The organism is Thermoactinomyces sp. CICC 10523 (assembly GCF_016055105.1).
Taxonomy (GTDB): Bacteria; Bacillota; Bacilli; order Thermoactinomycetales; family Thermoactinomycetaceae; genus Thermoactinomyces_A; species Thermoactinomyces_A daqus.
In genome coordinates this window covers 69,425-87,014 of sequence record NZ_JAECVX010000001.1, presented here as the reverse complement: position 1 = coordinate 87,014, position 17,590 = coordinate 69,425, and the positions used below count along the sequence as shown (strand labels likewise).

At 48.5% G+C, this 17,590-nt stretch carries 16 protein-coding genes; 9 read left to right on the top strand and 7 right to left on the bottom strand.

Annotated elements, in window-relative coordinates:
• Positions 1-20: 20 nt before the first annotated feature.
• From I8U19_RS00425 to I8U19_RS00415, 3 genes are all read right to left on the bottom strand, one after another.
• Positions 21-650 carry a TetR/AcrR family transcriptional regulator gene (locus tag I8U19_RS00425; RefSeq protein WP_033101546.1) on the bottom strand — a complete coding sequence of 210 codons (630 nt, stop codon included), beginning with the start codon at positions 648-650 and terminating at the stop codon, positions 21-23.
• A 237-nt stretch (positions 651-887) separates the two neighbouring features.
• The gene (locus I8U19_RS00420; protein WP_198054906.1) at positions 888-2,258 is read right to left on the bottom strand and encodes an amino acid permease; all 1,371 of its coding nucleotides are present in this window, start codon (positions 2,256-2,258) and stop codon (positions 888-890) included.
• Between the two features lie 242 nt (positions 2,259-2,500).
• Positions 2,501-3,241, bottom strand: coding sequence for a pseudouridine synthase (locus I8U19_RS00415; RefSeq protein ID WP_198054905.1), 741 nt, complete (start codon positions 3,239-3,241; stop codon positions 2,501-2,503).
• A 418-nt stretch (positions 3,242-3,659) separates the two neighbouring features.
• On the opposite strand from I8U19_RS00415, the gene trxB reads away from it, so the two are divergent.
• Positions 3,660-4,607: a thioredoxin-disulfide reductase gene (gene trxB / locus I8U19_RS00410; RefSeq protein ID WP_198054904.1), complete on the top strand. Its 948-nt coding sequence runs from the start codon at positions 3,660-3,662 to the stop codon at positions 4,605-4,607.
• Positions 4,608-4,648: 41 nt separating this feature from the next.
• Here trxB and I8U19_RS00405 read toward each other — a convergent pair whose 3' ends face one another.
• Positions 4,649-5,419: a class I SAM-dependent methyltransferase gene (locus I8U19_RS00405; protein ID WP_198054903.1), complete on the bottom strand. Its 771-nt coding sequence runs from the start codon at positions 5,417-5,419 to the stop codon at positions 4,649-4,651.
• A gap of 494 nt (positions 5,420-5,913) precedes the next feature.
• Positions 5,914-6,243 (bottom strand): DMT family transporter, encoded by a 330-nt coding sequence (locus tag I8U19_RS00400; RefSeq protein WP_033101551.1) that lies wholly within the window; start codon positions 6,241-6,243, stop codon positions 5,914-5,916.
• A 567-nt stretch (positions 6,244-6,810) separates the two neighbouring features.
• Between I8U19_RS00400 and I8U19_RS00395 the strand changes: the two genes are divergently transcribed.
• The 4 genes from I8U19_RS00395 (at position 6,811) to I8U19_RS00380 (ending at position 12,217) form a co-directional block, all read left to right on the top strand.
• Positions 6,811-9,021, top strand: a complete 2,211-nt coding sequence (locus tag I8U19_RS00395; RefSeq protein WP_052154300.1) for a ribonucleoside-diphosphate reductase subunit alpha — start codon at positions 6,811-6,813, stop codon at positions 9,019-9,021.
• A gap of 22 nt (positions 9,022-9,043) precedes the next feature.
• Positions 9,044-9,490 (top strand): ribonucleotide-diphosphate reductase subunit beta, encoded by a 447-nt coding sequence (locus tag I8U19_RS00390; protein WP_309485176.1) that lies wholly within the window; start codon positions 9,044-9,046, stop codon positions 9,488-9,490.
• 555 nt (positions 9,491-10,045) lie between these two features.
• The gene (locus I8U19_RS00385; protein ID WP_198054902.1) at positions 10,046-11,464 is read left to right on the top strand and encodes a reverse transcriptase/maturase family protein; all 1,419 of its coding nucleotides are present in this window, start codon (positions 10,046-10,048) and stop codon (positions 11,462-11,464) included.
• Between the two features lie 69 nt (positions 11,465-11,533).
• On the top strand, positions 11,534-12,217 hold the full coding sequence (locus I8U19_RS00380; RefSeq protein WP_232331008.1) for a ribonucleotide-diphosphate reductase subunit beta: 684 nt from the start codon (positions 11,534-11,536) through the stop codon (positions 12,215-12,217).
• Positions 12,218-12,255: 38 nt separating this feature from the next.
• On the opposite strand, the gene I8U19_RS00375 is transcribed toward I8U19_RS00380, so the two are convergent.
• Positions 12,256-12,417, bottom strand: coding sequence for a hypothetical protein (locus I8U19_RS00375; RefSeq protein ID WP_160173875.1), 162 nt, complete (start codon positions 12,415-12,417; stop codon positions 12,256-12,258).
• A 106-nt stretch (positions 12,418-12,523) separates the two neighbouring features.
• On the opposite strand from I8U19_RS00375, the gene I8U19_RS00370 reads away from it, so the two are divergent.
• The 4 genes from I8U19_RS00370 (at position 12,524) to I8U19_RS00355 (ending at position 16,442) form a co-directional block, all read left to right on the top strand.
• A complete protein-coding gene (locus tag I8U19_RS00370) occupies positions 12,524-12,919 on the top strand; it encodes a pyrophosphohydrolase domain-containing protein (RefSeq protein WP_033101552.1) in 396 nt (131 codons plus the stop codon).
• Between the two features lie 173 nt (positions 12,920-13,092).
• Positions 13,093-14,268: an N-acetylglucosamine-6-phosphate deacetylase gene (gene nagA / locus I8U19_RS00365; protein WP_198054901.1), complete on the top strand. Its 1,176-nt coding sequence runs from the start codon at positions 13,093-13,095 to the stop codon at positions 14,266-14,268.
• A 110-nt stretch (positions 14,269-14,378) separates the two neighbouring features.
• The gene (locus I8U19_RS00360; RefSeq protein WP_198054900.1) at positions 14,379-15,113 is read left to right on the top strand and encodes a GntR family transcriptional regulator; all 735 of its coding nucleotides are present in this window, start codon (positions 14,379-14,381) and stop codon (positions 15,111-15,113) included.
• Between the two features lie 99 nt (positions 15,114-15,212).
• Complete coding sequence (locus tag I8U19_RS00355) at positions 15,213-16,442, top strand: aminopeptidase (protein ID WP_198054899.1); 1,230 nt, start codon at positions 15,213-15,215, stop codon at positions 16,440-16,442.
• Between the two features lie 91 nt (positions 16,443-16,533).
• On the opposite strand, the gene I8U19_RS00350 is transcribed toward I8U19_RS00355, so the two are convergent.
• Complete coding sequence (locus I8U19_RS00350) at positions 16,534-17,550, bottom strand: sporulation protein (protein WP_198054898.1); 1,017 nt, start codon at positions 17,548-17,550, stop codon at positions 16,534-16,536.
• Positions 17,551-17,590: the final 40 nt, after the last annotated feature.

The following is a 17,590-nucleotide window of genomic DNA, read 5'->3' as shown; positions in this document are numbered from 1 at the left end:
GATCACCGCCTTTTTTACGTTCAACTGTCAAACTCGGATTTTTCGCGCAGAAGTTTGCTCATCATTTTTTCCAGGACGCCGGCGAGTTCGACCGGGGATGGAAGTTCTTCTTCCAAAAGGGAGCGGATCACGATTTGGTTGATCGCTCCCACCATGGCATGGGAGAGAATCCATTGTTCTTTTGTCAGCCGATGGCAAGTGAGGGAAGATAACTCCCTTTGGAAGATGGAAGCGAATTGATCAATTACCGCTTGCCTCTTTTTTTCAAGTGAAGGAACCAATCCCACAGTATCCACCATTAACAATTTTGCCGCATCCCGGTGAGTAAAACAGGTATCGATATAGGTTTTGATGGCTTGAAAGGTGCGTTTGGAAGTGGGAGGAACTGAGCGGAGAACATCTTCCACTTTTCGGATGAGTGCAGTTGACAGCAAGTCGAACAGATGGATTAAAATGGATTCTTTGTTTTTGTAATGTTTGTAAAAGGTCGACTTCGAAGTGCGGGCGTTTGCCACGATCATGCTGACGGAGGTGGACGGGTAACCGCTCTTTGAAAACGCTGCCAAAGAGGCGGACAAAAGACGGTATTGCTGATTGGACAATGGAAAATCCTCTTGCAAAAGAGAGAAGAGCGGTAACATGGCTTGCATAATCACCCCTCCATCATTTGGTACGCTGACGTACTCTCTTTAATTATAATGGAAAGTATGAATAATATAAATAATATTAAGAATAATATTACGAAATGTTGGGCGGAAGAATATTTTAACTTTCGATGAATCCATGTGAAGATAGTCGGAAAACGCAAGGTAAAGAAAAAACGGGATCTTCCGTTGCCGCCGGCAAAGAAAGAACCCCGTTTGTTTCAGCCGCATCATCTTATGCATTTATTGATTTTGAAGCCGGTTATTCCGTTTTCGGACAAACTGGTAACTGATGGCCAGAATGCCGAACCAGACCGGTGCGACATACAAAGCAATCCGCGTATCCGGACTAAATGCCAGCAGGACGGCCACCATCACGAGGAACAGGATGGCAATCCAGTTGGTGACGGGATAACCCGGCATTTTGAAGGAATCGTTCTTTGTTTGTTTGCTTTTCCGGTATTTGAGATGCGCATAAACGATTACTCCCCAAACCCACAGGGCCCCGATCGTTGCCACACTCGTGATGTAGGTGAAGGCCTGCTTGGGAATGAAATAGTTAAGCAAAACGCCGATCAACAGAACGATAAATGAGGCGGTAATCCCGCGGGCGGGAACTTTTCGCTTGCTCACTTCCTTAAAGGTGCCAGGAGCCTGGTTTTGATGGGCCAGCGTATAGAGCATGCGCCCGGTGCTGAACATGCCGCTGTTGCATGACGACAAAGCCGCCGTCAGCACGACAAAGTTGATGATCCCGGCAGCTGCGGGAATTCCGATTTTCGCGAAGGTGAGGACGAACGGGCTTGTCTTTCCGTCAAGCTGATCCCACGGATACAGGGACATGATGATGACCAATGCTCCGATATAGAAAATCAGAATTCTCCATAAGATCTTATTGATGGCCGAAGGCAAGGTTTTCTCCGGATCGCTGGCTTCACCGGCCGTCACTCCGACCAGCTCCACACCCAGAAAGGCAAACATCACCATCTGGAGGGCAAACATGACTCCACTGAATCCATGCGGCATAAATCCGCCGTGGGTCCAGAGATTTGAAAATCCGACCGCTTGCCCCTGGTTGCCCCAGCCGGTTGTGATGATCACGAGGCCGATGACGATCAGTGCGATGATCGTCACGATTTTGATAAGGGCAAACCAGAACTCGATTTCACCGAACAGCTTGACCGCTATGAGATTGACGAGGTAAACGGCGATCAGCGCGATCAGAGCCGGCAGCCATTGGGGAACAGACGGGAACCAGTAGCGCACATAAACACCCACGGCCGTGATTTCCGCCATACCGGTAACCACCCACATGAACCAATAGGTCCAGCCGGTGATAAAACCGGCCCAAGGCCCGATATATTGCGTTGCATAAGTGCTGAATGAACCTGTGACAGGCTGATCCAAAGCAAGCTCTCCCAATGCGCGCATTATGAGAAAAATGATGATTCCTCCCAATACATAGGAGAGGATCAAGGCAGGTCCCGCGGCTTGAATTGCTTGAGCCGAACCCAAAAACAAACCTACTCCGATCGCTCCTCCGATGGCGATCAATTGAATATGCCGATCGCTTAATCCCCTCGACAGGTGTTCTTTTTGATTTGTTGACTTCATATTTGGCCCCCTTGCAATTATTCGCCTAGACGCATTTTCATTAAATCAATAATAAAGAACCAACTCTATATTACTGAAGAGGTGATAGCGTTTTCAAGTTCAAGAATGTTCTTATTAATGAAAATGATGTCGAAAATCCCCTTTTGAACAGGGGACAAGCGGCCGGGACGAAGCCGCTCTCCCGGTTTATTTAACTGCATACATGCCATTAATCGAATAATGGATTGCGCAATGCACCTGATTTAACGGGATGAAGTTGCTTTTTTCAGCATTTCGATTTCTTCATCCGATAATTCCCTGTATTCGCCCGGTTCCAGATCCGGATCGAGGCTTAAGGGGCCCATTGCAATCCGTTTGAGGAACTTGACCCGTTTGCCTACAGCTTCAAACATGCGCTTAACCTGATGATATTTCCCTTCATAAATGGTTACTTCCACTTCGGAGACCGGACCGGAATTGAGAATGCGGAGTTGGCCGGGCAAGGTTTCATATCCATCGTCAAGCGTAATTCCGCTTGCAAATGCTTCGCGATCCGCCTCGGTAACTGCTCCCTCAACCAAAGCATAGTAGACTTTGGGAACGTGTTTCTTCGGAGACAGAAGCTGGTGCGAAAGTTTTCCGTCATTGGTCAAAAGGATTAACCCTTCTGTGTCCTTATCCAGCCTGCCGACCGGGAAAGGATCGAAAACGCGATGTTCGGGCTCGAGCAGATCGCTGATCACCTCATTGAAGCGGTCTTCGGTGGCGGAAATGACTCCCTGCGGCTTATTCATCATTAAATAGATATGTTCCCGATAGTGAATCGGGATCCCGTCCACAGTCAGTTCATCCTGGTCAGGATAGACATGGATGCCCGGGTCGTTTGCAGTGATTCCGTTGAGGCGGACCAGTCCGGCCCTGACCAGTTTTTTGATCTCTTTGCGTGTTCCGATGCCCATATGAGCCAATATTTTATCCAAACGCTGGCTTTTTTGTGTTCCCATCTTTTGTTACACTCACTTTCCGTTAAGTTCAAATGACATCATAGCACAAGAGAGGGAAAAAGATAATGAAAATGCCTGATTTTATCAATAAGAAAAACTAGTTTGCAACACAAACGATAAATTTTCAGATCGGGAAGCCACAGGCGGAGTTGATGGATGAACAGAATGGCGGGTGCGAATAAGATCAGAAAACACCGATGTATTTTCAGTCAAACCCGGAGATGAAAAGAAAGGCGGAAGAGAGGGGATGGAAAAAAGTTTGATTTCATATTTGAAGGGGAATGATAAAATTCGTCATTACCCTCAAGTTTTATCCACTTGTCTGTTTTCTATTCTGGGTATATAAAATATAAAGACAGAACTGGTTATTTTTTATTTACATAGACCGGTATCGTCTTAACTTAATGGAGGTGTCAACATGGAGAAAGTGATTGTATTGGGAACGGGACCTGCTGGTCTGACCGCGGCGATTTATCTGGCACGGGCCAATATGGAACCTTTGGTGGTGGAAGGTCCGGAGCCTGGCGGACAGTTGACGACCACAACAGAAGTTGAAAACTTTCCGGGATTCCCGGATGGTATCATGGGACCGGAACTGATGGACAACATGCGCAAACAGGCGGAGCGTTTCGGGGCCAAATTCAAGCGCGGATGGGTACAAAAAGTTGATTTGTCCGGTCGCCCGTTTAAGCTTTATATCGGGGAATCCGAGGTTCTGGAAACGGAAGCCCTCATCATTTCCACAGGTGCTTCGGCGAAATTGCTGGGGATCCCGGGAGAAAAAGAGAATATCGGCATGGGTGTGAGCACTTGTGCCACATGCGACGGATTCTTCTTCCGCGGAAAGAAAATCGTCGTGGTAGGCGGCGGGGATTCGGCGATGGAAGAAGCAACATTCCTGACGAGGTTTGCCACCGAGGTGACGATTGTCCATCGTCGCAATGAGTTGCGCGCATCGAAAATCATGCAGGAACGTGCACGTGAAAACGAAAAAATCAAATGGTGCCTGAATCGCACACCGGTTGAAGTGATCCGAGGGGAAAACGGCGTAACCGGCCTTAAAGTGAAGAATAATGAAACCAACGAGGAAGAGATTCTGGAAACGGACGGTATTTTTGTTGCCATCGGCCATAAGCCGAACACCGACTTTTTAAGCGGACAATTGGAAATGGATGAATTGGGCTATATCAAGGTACAGCCGGGTTCCACCCGAACAAGTGTCGAAGGGGTATTCGCTTGCGGGGATGTACAGGATCGTGTTTACCGTCAAGCAATTACAGCAGCGGGAAGCGGATGTATGGCTGCCCTTGATTGCGAACGTTTCCTCGAAGGAAGCACGACACAGGATTGGAGCAAAACATTGTAATACAGAATGAGGCAACCCCGGAGAGCAACCGGGGTTGTTTTTTATTCGGGGCGAGCGGCGATCCAGACTGACCAGCGATCCCTGTCCGTGACAGGGGTTTCGGTACCGACTTTTGCCGCGATATACCGGATGAGTTCCTCTATCTCCCCGTCAGTCAATTCATGCAAAATCGACCGGCCTGAACGGTTTCGCATTTCATCGGCAAACTGCTCAAATGTTGCATAGGTTTTTCGGGTTTCCCATAATGACTTGGAAACAATCCCGGTAAAACCGGTTTGCAGCAAAGCCTGAACCACTTTGTCATGGTTATGTCTCCTGTCTTTTTCAATTTGCTGCAAGCGTGGAAATTTTTCGAAAAAATAGCCGCGGAGATGATCGGGACTTCCCGGAAGATGGCAATCTGCGACTGTGCGGTTTTGCGTAATGATGATTCCACCGGGTTTGAGAATCCGATAAACTTCCCGGAAATATGCCGGCAAATCGCGGAGATGATGGATTAAAGCGCGTGAAAAGACAAGATCAAATGAGCAATCTTGCAATCCGGTTGCATAGGCATCTCCTTTGCAAAATTCAATTTCCTTATGTTCCGATTTCGCCACTGACAGCATTGCCTCTGAAAAGTCAATGCCGACAACACTTTTGGCGCCGAGATTTAATAATTCGCTGGTGTAGATTCCTCCGCCGCAACCGATATCCACTACCCGTTTTCCATGCCAGGAGATCTCTTGCTCCATGAAGCGGATCCAGGCCGGATCGATGTTCCGGTTGGCATACGTAAAACGGTTCGCGCGATCGTGAAAATTGATCGGCATCCGATATGCTCCTCTCTGGTTTCATATAGTGAAACTTTGTTTCTTTTTTTATTATAACATACCAAAACGATGGTTGTAAGATGCATGAAGCGTAATTTTACAGGCGGATGATGAGCGGGGGATTTTGGAGCTTGTTCACCTGTTTTGGCCAAAGAAGCATTCGCGGGAATGTCGATGTCCCTTGATCGAAGCGCACGGGGGAGAGACCGGGGGGGCAGCGTTCCGGTGAAAGGGATGACCATTCGCCTGACATTTCCACTGGCAGGGGATCAACGGGTTTTCGGGTTCTTAATATTCAGTCTGAAACTCCGAGCAGATGTTTTTTCTTGAGCGGTGGTAAGGGAGAAAGGATGGAATACAAAACATGAAGGCGGAAGAGGGAGGTTCAATGGTTCCCCTTCCGCCTTCCCGAGAGATTACGCGGGAGCATGCCGGTTGCTCTTTTTATGTTTTTATTGCCATAAAACGAAATTTCACAAATCGAATTCTGGAGATCAGGTGACTGTTTCGCTGGAAATATTGATGATCACGCTTCCGATCAATATCAAAATAATGCCGGCCAGTTGGTGAGGTTGAATTTTTTCATCCCAGATATAGTAACCGATCAGAATCATTCCGACGGTTCCGAGCCCGGACCAGACGGCATAGGCCACACCCAAAGGAATGTGGCGCAGACTGAGAGTAAAAAGATAACTTGCGGCAACATATCCGATTATGACAATCAGTGTCGGGAGCAAACGCCTGAACCCGTTTGACTCCTTGAGGGCGGTTGTCGCGATGATTTCAAGAAGGATTGCAGAGATGAGTAATATAAACGGTTTCATTATCCCACCCCAAAACGAATTGAAAAACCAGTGACGACAAATACGATCAAAAAGAAGATTATTTATTATAATTATACAATAAATTCCAATTAGAATAAAGGCCTGCAAGAAAAGATTCGTGTCTTGCCGGCGGAGCCCGGGGATGAAAAAATCTGGAGACGAGGAAGAATGCTGCCTCACGGTCGGTTATCACACTTTTACAGAAAATAAAGCGAAAAGTGAGTCAACACTTGCTAGCAAAAATTTAAACGGAATGCTTGGCAGCGGATTTGGGTTATGCGAGAATATCGTCTGGGTTTCTTCTTTTTAATCTATTTGGTTTTATTTCATAAGAACTGAAGAGGAACACGGAGAATAAGGCTTTCTATCCAAGCGTTTCTATTAATCTATTTGTTCCCCCGTCAAATACAAGAATAAGGCGATTGAAAGAGAAAAAAAACAAAATCGGATGGTAACCTCCTCTTGAATAGCTGAATCTGCCCATAGCCCTTTTTTTTGTATTTGGCACAATATGTTGTATTAGCTATACTACAAAAGCAACTATATATTGAGAACGGACGTGATAAGATGTTAAGTGTACTGCCAGAGAAAATGGCACCCTATGGGGCATTAATCGATGACATCTGCGGTCGTTTTCCCCACCTGGACAAAAATGAATGGCTTGGGGATGCAGCGGCCCAGATGAGAGAAAACATGTCAGAGGATGAAATGTTGCAAACCTTTATCCAGGCTGCTGTTGAAAAGACCAGCGTCGAAGAGCCGGATTGGCAATTTGTTGCATCGCATCTGCTCGCTCATTACCTGTACAAAAAAGCGGCAGAGAACCGCAATTACGACGCTGACCGGAAATACGGGGATTTGTATGTGCTCATACATACGCTTACGGAAAAAGGGTTGTATGGAAAATATCTATTGCAACATTACAGCAAAAGTGAGATCGATGAGTTGGGAGCTTATCTGATTCCGGAACGGGATTATCTTTTTAACTACATCGGTCTCAAAGTGTTGTCTGATCGCTACATCGTCCGGGATTACGATGGCAAGGTCATGGAGTTGCCGCAAGAGCGCTTCATGATCATCGCCATGCACCTGGCGCAAAAAGAAGAAGACAGGCTTGGCTGGGCGAAGAAATTTTATGATGTGTTGTCCAAGCTGGAAATGACGGTGGCAACCCCGACATTGAGCAATGCCGGAAAGCCGCTTCACCAGTTGTCCTCCTGCTTTATCGACACCGTGGATGATTCGCTTTGGTCGATCTACAATACCAACTCGGCCACGGCGCAAGTGTCGAAGCACGGAGGCGGCGTGGGCATCTACCTTGGAAAAGTGCGCTCCAAAGGCTCGAAGATTCGTGGCCATAAAGGAGCTTCCGGAGGTGTGATCCCATGGATCCGCAACTATAATAACACAGCGGTCGCGGTTGATCAGTTGGGAGTTCGCCGCGGTGCCTTTGCCATTTATCTGGATGTATGGCATGCCGACATTTTGGATTTTCTCAACCTGAAAACAAATAACGGGGATGACCGGCTCAAGGCACATGATATTTTCCCCGGGGTCTGCATTCCGGACATTTTTATGAAACGCGTGAAAGAGCGGGGAATGTGGTATCTGTTCGATCCGCATGAGGTGCGGGAAGTGATGGGTTATTCCATCGAAGATTACTGGGGCGAAGAGTTTGAACGCCGCTATCTGGAATGCGTCAACCATCCGGAACTGAACAAAACGGAGATCCCGGCCATCGAGATCATGAAGCGGATGATGGTCAGCGCATTTGAAACCGGAACCCCGTTCATGTTCTTCCGGGATACGGTAAACCGGGCAAACCCCAACAAACACAAAGGCATGATCTATTCTTCCAATCTGTGTACCGAGATCTGCCAGAACATGTCGCCCACGGAATTGATCAGTGAAGAGCTGGAAGACGGCGTCATCGTGACCAGGCAAAAGCCGGGGGATTTCGTCGTTTGCAACCTGTCTTCGATCAATCTGGGACGGGTCAAAACGATGGATGATATTGAGCGCGTTGTTTCCGTGCAAATGCGCATGCTGGACAATGTGATCGACCTGAACATGTATCCGGTGAAGCAGGCGGAGGTCACCAACAAGAAGTATCGTGCCGTCGGCCTGGGAACAAGCGGGTATCACCAGTACCTGGCCGAACGGAAAATCGCCTGGGAATCGGAAGAGCATGTGGAAGAAGCTGACCGTTTATTTGAGGAACTGGCTTATCAGGCGATTCGCGCCTCGATGGAAATCGCCAAGGAAAAAGGTGCTTATCCGCTGTTCGCGGGAAGTGAATGGGAATCCGGCGAATATTTCGAGCAACGCGGCTATACGAGCGAACGCTGGCAGAGATTGAAAGAAGACGTGAAAAAATACGGCTTGCGAAATGCCTGGGTGTTTGCCGTGGCTCCGACCGGTTCCACCTCCCTCATCGCCGGTTCGACCGCGGGGATTGATCCGGTGTACGCCAAATTCTTTGTCGAGGAGAAGCGGGGAGCTGTCATTCCGCAGACGGCGCCGAATCTTTCGCCGGAGACAACCTGGTATTACAAGGAGGCGCACCTGATCGACCAGCATTGGAGCATCCGTGCTGCCGGGAAGCGCCAGCGGCACATTGATCAGTCGCAATCGTTCAACCTCTACATTACGCCGAATACAACGGCCAGGGAATTCCTGGATCTCTATCTGGCGGCTTGGGAAAACGGATTAAAAACCATCTATTATATTCGCAATCAGTCGCTCGAAGTGGAAGAGTGCGTCAGCTGTTCTTCCTAATCAGTCGGAAAGGTGATGAAAAGTGGCAGAATTAAAGCGGAAAAAGATTTTTAACGAACACGGACAGCGCGGAACCCAGCGCCTGATCAACGGGAATACAACCAATCTGCGCGAGTGGAACCGGATCAAATACGATTGGGCGCATAAACTTTACCGGGCCATGTTGAACAACTTTTGGATTCCGGAAGAGATTCCGCTGGCCGGCGATGCGAAACAGTTTATGGAGCTGTCGCCGGAAGAGCGCCGCGCATTTGACAAGACGATTTCTTTCCTTAACTTTCTGGATTCGATTCAGGGAGAAAACCTGCCGAATATCAATGAATACACAACGGCCCCGGAGGTTTGCTCACTGCTGAATATCCAGGCGTTTCAAGAGGAAATTCATGCGCAATCCTACAGCTATATCCTTGACAGTGTCTGCTCTCCGGAAACGCGCGAAAACATTTACGATGAATGGGTGCGCCCGTAAGAGGATCTGGGGAATCTGCCCTGACAAGGCAGTAGGCGAAGGACGCTGGCAAAGCCTATCACCGACGAACTGATCCCGAAGGGAAACCGGAGGGGGAGTGCAGCATGTTCGGAAAGCCACAAGTTGGTCAACTGCCGGATCACGACTGAGTGGCGAGGTGAAAGGATACGGACGAGGATGAAGGCTAAACTGCTTGAATGACAGTCCGAGCGGGCGAATCGTAGCCGGTGACGAAAGGCAGTTGGTACGTTGCCGAGTCTTATGGGAGATGGGAGTGCCATTCGCCAATCTCCGGAGCGTCCCAAGACTCCGCATCTTCAATCAGAAGAAAAGGACGAACGTCACATCCGACACCGTATCATGTCAAGTCTCCAGATTCGTTAAACGGGGATCACCTAAAGCGGAATGCCTCCTGCAGGCTATGGCTGATCGAGCCTGAATATCCGCCAGGGTGACGGAGTTCCCGTAGTAGTCCGAGGCAGGGAAAGCCTGCTGCATGGCGAAGGGGAACAGCTTATCTTGTTTAATACAGCGAGGGAAGGAGCGCGAGGCTCTGTGAGAAATCCTGAGAACGTATTAAACAGTCTGGCCTCCAAAGCGCAGCATGACGGGTACAAATACCGCAGATTGTACCGTAACCTGTATAACAAGGAGTTTTTTCTTCTGGCGTACAAGAGAATCAAGGGGCATCCGCCCGATGATCGGAGCTTGGAGCGGATTGATTGTTTAATCGAGAGCATGAAGGACGAAAGCTATCAACCCAATCCGGTGAACAGTGTTTCCTCTCCTGGGGCCAACGGAACGAAACGGCCTCTTGGAGTTCCGTCATTGACCGATAAACTCGTTCAGGAAATCCTGAGGATGATGCTGGAAGCGATCTACGACCGGTCATTCTCTGATCACTCGCACGGCTTTCGTCCACGAAGGAGCTGCCACACGGCGTTAACGGAAGTCCGGAAGACCTTTACTTGGGTAAAATGGTTTGTCGAAGGAGATATCAAGCGTTTTTTTGGACAGATGGATCACCATGTTCTGGTCAACATCCTCGGAAACAGAATCGATGATGAAAAGTTCCTCCGGCTGATCCGGAAATTTCTGAGGGCAGGGTACCTGAATGATTGGAAGTACCATCGTACATACAGCGGTACTCCGCAAGGCGGCATTATTAGTCCTGTTTTATCGAATATATATCTGAATGAACTGGATCAATACATCGACAAGTTGAAAGAAAATTTTACCCAAGACGACAGGAACATTCCGGACTCAAGATACAAAAGGCTTTACTATGTAAGGTATGCGGGTGATTTTCTGATCGGGATCATCGGAAGCAAAGATGATGCCAGGGGAGTGAAAGAGGAGCTGGCGGAGTTTCTAAAAGAAAAGCTGAATCTCCAACTCTCCGGGGAGGAGATGAAGATCACCCACTCGGAAAAGCCGGCAAGGTTCCTCGGATATGATATTCGCGTATCAAGGAAACACAAGGGGCCGGCCGGTTCAGGGGGCGGTTCATCGGGCAGCCCGTTAAAATGCAAACTTTATGTACCGCATGAAGTATGGAAGAAGAAACTCCTTGAGAGCGGTTCGCTTGAAATTGCAAAAAACGGAAAATGGAAATCAAAACACAGATCATCTCTCATCAGGCTTGATGATTGTGCGATTCTCGACACGTACAATGCAGAGATCAGGGGACTCTACCATTACTACCGATTGGCGTCAAATGTGAGTGTACTCAACAAGTATTACCACATCATGAAGTACAGCCTGTACAAAACCTTAGCCGGCAAATACCGGACGACGACCAGGAAGATCATCAAAAAATACGAAGTGAACAAGGTCTTTACGGTTACCTGCGAAACGGGAAACGGAACAAGAACGCGAACGTTGTACCATGAAGGTTTTGCCAGGCAAGCTGATCCGTCGGAAGACAACAGGGTGGATTACCTCCCGAAGGCTGCAAAGTACATCAATAAGTAAACATTCATCTCTTGACTTGGAAAGATGATTTTACGGAGGCTGGATTCGGATAAGTGGAGAGCCGGATACATGGAGACATGTACGTCCGGTTCGGAGGGGAGTTCTTGGAAACCTCCCGCTGCAAGGCGGCAAGGCGCCGGGTTCTTACCCTACCGCAACGATGAGCATCTGCTCCGCCGGAATCGGTTTATCGCCGATTTGTACCAGCGGTTTGTCGATGACAGAAATGATGAAAACTATGTCCGAACCTGCATGGCCAACTTCTTGCTGGAGTCGCTTTACTTTTACAGCGGATTCTCCTTTTTCTACGCTTTGGCGCGGCAGGGAAAAATGACGGCAACCGCGACACTGATCAAATATATTCAGCGTGATGAATTAACCCATGTGGTCTTGTTCCAAAACATGATCAAGGAATTGCGCCGGGAAAATCCCGATCTCTTCACACCGGAATTTATCGAGGAATTGCGGGAAATGGCCCGTACGGCGGTTGAACATGAGATTCGCTGGGGTCAATATATCACCAACAACAACATTCAAGGACTGACCAATGATATTATCGACCGCTATATCAAATATTTGGCCAATGAACGCATGACCCGTCTCGGCTTTGATATTTTGTATCCGGAGATTACGACGCATCCGATGAAATGGGTTGAGAGTTTCTCCAACCTGAATGCGACGAAAACGGATTTCTTTGAACAGAAAGTGACCAATTACACCAAAGCGAGCACACTCGATTTTGGCGATCTTTAATCAAAACACCTCCCTGAATCGGGGAGGTGTTTTAATCGCTATAACTGTTGTAACAGAAACCAGAGGGCGGCAACGGCAATTGCAAGTTGGTAGACAAATTCAAACCAGTTTTGTTTCGGTGCTTGCAGGATTTGAATAGCTGTGACGACTGCATGAACAAGAATGAGAACGAGCGCGATCGAAAAAAGTAAGACTGGCATATTTTTCACCTCCTACAGTTGAAAAATATTCAAATTAAGCTAGTACTACCCCAAAAATGGGCCCGGACTTTTTAATCATTTTGCTAATGCGAACGGGGGAAAGTTGATGGATCAGGCTTGGGAAAAAGTAAAAGAGTTTCATCGCTGCTTTGGGGTTCCCCATAAGGAAAAACCCGAAAAACTGGCGATGGAGCGGGTGCAAAAGCGGGCGAAATGGATGGAGGAAGAAATCGGGGAATTCAAACAGGCAAGGACGATTGAAGAGCAAGCGGATGCGATGATCGACACGATTTATCTGGCCTTGGGAACTTTGGTTGAAATGGGAGTTCGCCCGCAAGCCCTGTTTGATATTGTCCACACGGCCAATATGGATAAACTCTGGGAAGACGGAAAACCCCGGTACCGGGAGTCTGACGGAAAAGTGATCAAGCCTTCTTCTTGGCAGGATCCCGGGCCGCTTCTCAGAGAGGAAATTAATCGGCAAACTGATACGCATGAATAATATTTTTTCACGGATGGGAGAGGCGTTTTACGCCTCTTTTTTTTCGGGCAGTGATTCAACATCGCAAAGGAATCCGTGCTCAGTTCTTAATCGAGGATTGGTATAGACCATTATAAATAGGAATGCTAAACTAAATACAATGGAGAAATTTTGCAAAAAGGGGCGCAACAAATATGAATAAGCCGTCAGTTTTATTGACCAACGCACAGATCTGCACAGCAAATGGTACGGTTGATCCGGGCTATGTATTTATTGAGAATGGGAAAATCGCTGCGCTCGGGTCGATGGAACAACTTTCAGGCATTGAGGCCGGTGAGGTGATTGATCTCAGCGGAAAAAAGGTGATTCCGGGCATGGTGGACGTCCATATTCACGGAGTAGCCGGAGCGGATACGATGGATGCAACGCCGGAAGCCTTAAAAACGATGGCCGAAAATCTGCCGAAGGAGGGGACGACGAGTTTTTTGGCCACTACGATCACGCAATCGCACGAAAAAATTGAGAAAGCGTTGGTCAATGCCGCCGACTTCATTGAAAATCATCAAGTTGCGGGGCAGGCTGAATGCATTGGGATCCATCTGGAAGGGCCATTTATCAATGTGAAACGCGCGGGAGCGCAACCTCCGGAATACATCGTTCCTCCGGATGTGGATCTCTTTCGCCGCTGGCAGGAGCTGGCGCGGGGGCATATTAAATTGGTGACACTTGCACCCGAGCAGCCGGGCGGGCCGGAGTTGGTCCGCTATCTGAAGGAAACAGGAGTCATCGCTTCGATTGGCCATTCGGACGCCACCTATGATGAAGTGGTCGAAGCGATTGGGAACGGAGCGAGCCATGTGACGCATCTGTTCAACGGGATGCGCGGCTTTCATCACCGTGAGCCGGGGGTGGCCGGAGCGGCCTTTTTGCGCGATGAACTCAATGTGGAAATCATTGCTGACGGGATTCACATCAATCCTCACAGCGTGCGTGTTGCCTATAACCAGATCGGCAGCGGGAGGATTATCCTGATCACGGATGCGATGAGAGCCAAATGCCTCAAACGGGGAGTTTATGACCTCGGCGGTCAGGAAGTGATCGTGAGCGAACGGGATGCAAGGCTCGTAGACGGAACGTTGGCGGGAAGCATTTTGAAGATGAAAGACGCTTTGGCCAATATGGAGCGGTTTGCAGGTTGCTCAATGGAGCAACTGGTTGAAATGACATCGTTAAATGCGGTGCAGGAATTGGGATTTGCCAATCGCAAGGGCGCACTCGCTCCGGGAAAAGACGCTGATATCGTCGTGCTTGATGACCAGCTTGAGATCTTTATGACTTTTTGCCGGGGTGTACTGGCATACCAAAGATAAGAAAGGTTGTACCTGCTTTCCGGGTACAGCCTTCGGCGCTGCGGACAATCCCGCCCCGGAATCAGGCTCTTTGCGGAAAAATTCCAAGGGAAAGGAAATCAAGTTGAACGATGAAAAAGGTATCCAAAAAAAGTCCAGTTCCCCTATACTACCAACTGAAAGAGATCTTGCAGGAAATGATCGAAAATGAGGAATTAAAACCTGGAGATGCAGTCCCGCCCGAGCGTGAATTGTGCGAAGTTCATGGAATCAGCCGGATGACTGCGCGCAAAGCGGTGATGGCTCTGGTGAATGAAGGCGTGTTGTTCCGGGAGCAGGGAAAGGGAACATTCGTGGCCGAGCCAAAGCCCAAGCATCTGCTCACCCGCCTGCGAAGTTTTACCGAAGAGATGGAAGAACAAGGTTTTTCCGTGCGTTCGGAAATTTTGTCATTTTCCATTGTCGAAGCGACTCTGCAATTGAAAAAAAATTTAAAAATGCTGCCCGATCAGTCAAAAGTGGTGGAAATCAAGCGGCTTCGCTATGTGGATGAGTTGCCGTACGCGCTGGAAACAGTCTGGCTCAACCATGACAAAGTTCCCGGTCTTACCCGGGAAAAGCTAGAAGGCGAATCATTGTATACGGTTTTAAAAAATCAATACCAATACCATCCCGCCTATGCCCGGCAAACGATTGAGCCGATCAGCCTGAATGATTATGAAAGCAAACTCCTGGGTGTTCCCAATCATTCGCTGGCCATCCTGTTCAGCAGAACCACCTATCTGGAAAAAGGGGAAATCATGGAGTTTACGAAGTGCATTTATCGTACGGACCGGTACAAATACGAGATTGTGTTGCAGCCTTAAAATTGGTTCGGGTGGACGGTTGAAATTTTTTATTTGCATATGGATGAATTATTTGATTAGATTTAATTATTATGAATAAAAATGAAAGAGTGAGGCCGGATGTTGGAATATGACAAATTGGAAAAATACGCGGAACTGGCAGTCCGGATTGGGGTAAACATTCAAAAAGGGCAGACCTTGTACATTTCAGCTGCGCTGGAAGCCGCTCCTTTCGTACGAAAGATCACGGAAGTCGCTTATAATGATGGAGCAAAAAATGTTGTCGTTGACTGGTTTGACGATGAAGTAAACCGCATCCGCCTGTTGCATGCACCGGAGGAGTCGCTCTCCAACATCAGGAAGGGCAAACTGGAAGATCTCCGCAAGGATCTGGAAAATGGAGCCGCGATGTTGACAATCCATTCCCCCAAGCCTGATTACTTCCACGGGGTTGAAACCAAACGAATTACCGCGGTCAGCAGGGCGAACAATGAAGCGATGCATTTTGCCCGGGAACTGATTCGGCAAAATAAGATCAGCTGGTTGATTGTCGCTTATCCCACGACAGAGTGGGCTAAAAAAGTCTTCCCGCATCTGCCTGAAGAAGAAGCGATGCAAAAGTTATGGGAATGCATTGAAAAGGCGACGCGGCTGGATGCGACTGATCCGGTGGAGCGCTGGCAGGAACATCTGAAAAAGATCGAGGATCGGGTGCAGTTGTTGAATAACCTTCACCTGAAAAAACTTTCTTATCGTGCGCCGGGTACCGCGCTGACGATCGAATTGCCAAAAGACCATCTCTGGGTGGGAGCGGGCCAGCAGAATGAACAGGGCGTGTTGTTTGTCCCCAACTTGCCCACTGAAGAGGTGTTTACCGTTCCGTTGAAGACCGGAGTCAACGGGGTGGTGAGCAGCACACGGCCGCTGAGCTATAACGGGCAAATGATCGATCGCTTCTCCTTGACCTTCAGGGAGGGAAAAGTGACCGAAGTAAGGGCGGAAACAGGTGAAGAGCTGTTAAAATCGCTGGTCGGGTTGGATGAAGGGGCCGCTTATCTCGGTGAAGTGGCACTGGTTCCCCATACATCTCCCATTTCGCAATTGGGTGCGATTTTCCACCAGACCTTGTTTGATGAAAATGCTTCGTGCCATCTGGCTTTGGGCTTTGCTCTGCCGTTCTGCCTGAGGGGGGGAACCGGATTGACAAGAGAGGAGCTGGCCGAGCGGGGCATTAATCAAAGTATGGTTCATGTCGATTTTATGATCGGTTCATCCGAACTGGATATTGACGGCGAGAATTGGGAGGGAAAAACGATCCCCATTTTCCGCAACGGAGATTGGGTAATCTGAGTCAGTTTCATTTGCCCCGATAAAAATGTCCGGCGATCGCTCCCGTGGCCAATCCGGGAACGATCGCCGGCAATTTTGCTGGTTTTATCAATTAAACCCAGTTATCGTCGTCACCGCCGCCAAAAAATCCCCCATCATCCCCATCGTCAAAAAATCCGCCGTTGTCATTGTTGCCGAACAGACCGGCATCGTGATTCTGATTATCATCTCCGTCCAGCAGTTCATCAAGCAGAACGCCTCCGATCAGCCCCGCTGCAAAACCGCCGATCGCCCCTGTCATTCCGGACAAATGGGAGTGGTGATGGTGATCATGCCCGTGGTGATGGTGACTATGCCCGTAATGACTTTGACCATGGTGATAGGAATGAGGGATATGGTAGTGACCATGTCCGTAATGGGGAGTTGACATCGATTCGGTGATCAGATTTTGCCAAAGCATCATCAGTGCATCCGGATCCGAAATTTGATCCTGCGGGATGAATACTTCCCGTTTTACCTCATGATGATGTCCGAATGAATAATACTCCACTTCGAGCAGTAAGCGAACCCCGTTTGGCTCAATTGCCGCTGCAAATTCCACTTCTTTTACCTGCTCGCGGAACAATTCCGTCGGAACCAGTTCAAATTCTTGCACATATCCGTTAAACTTGCGTGAATGATGTGTTTCCCGGAAACCGAGACGGCTCAGGGCTGCCAGGATATTGCTGAGCGGAACCGGCGGGACGATCTCGATATAGTCCCGGTCGGATTGATCGACGGCACCGGCAAGATCGAGTTGTGTATCAAAGTAGTAAGAAACCGATTGTCCGGTAACCAGCAGGTTTCCCGGCAACTGAAAATGAAAAGGAAGTTCCTTTTGTTCGCCGGGCCGGATGACGAACGACTGGTAAAAAGGAACGGATGCGACCGGATGCGTGTGCACGTGTCCTTTTGCATAGATACTGAGCATGAAACGGACATCGATTTTATTGATGCGTTGCTCCACACTTCCACCTTTGATCAACACTTTTCCCGCAACGGGATCACCGGGAGCAAATCGGTTTTGTTCCAGAATCAGATCCACTTTTGCGGCTCCATGACCAAGTCTCGCCATGAAATCTTTAAACATTCAATGCTTCTCCTTTCAACTGACAAAACGATCTTCCCTT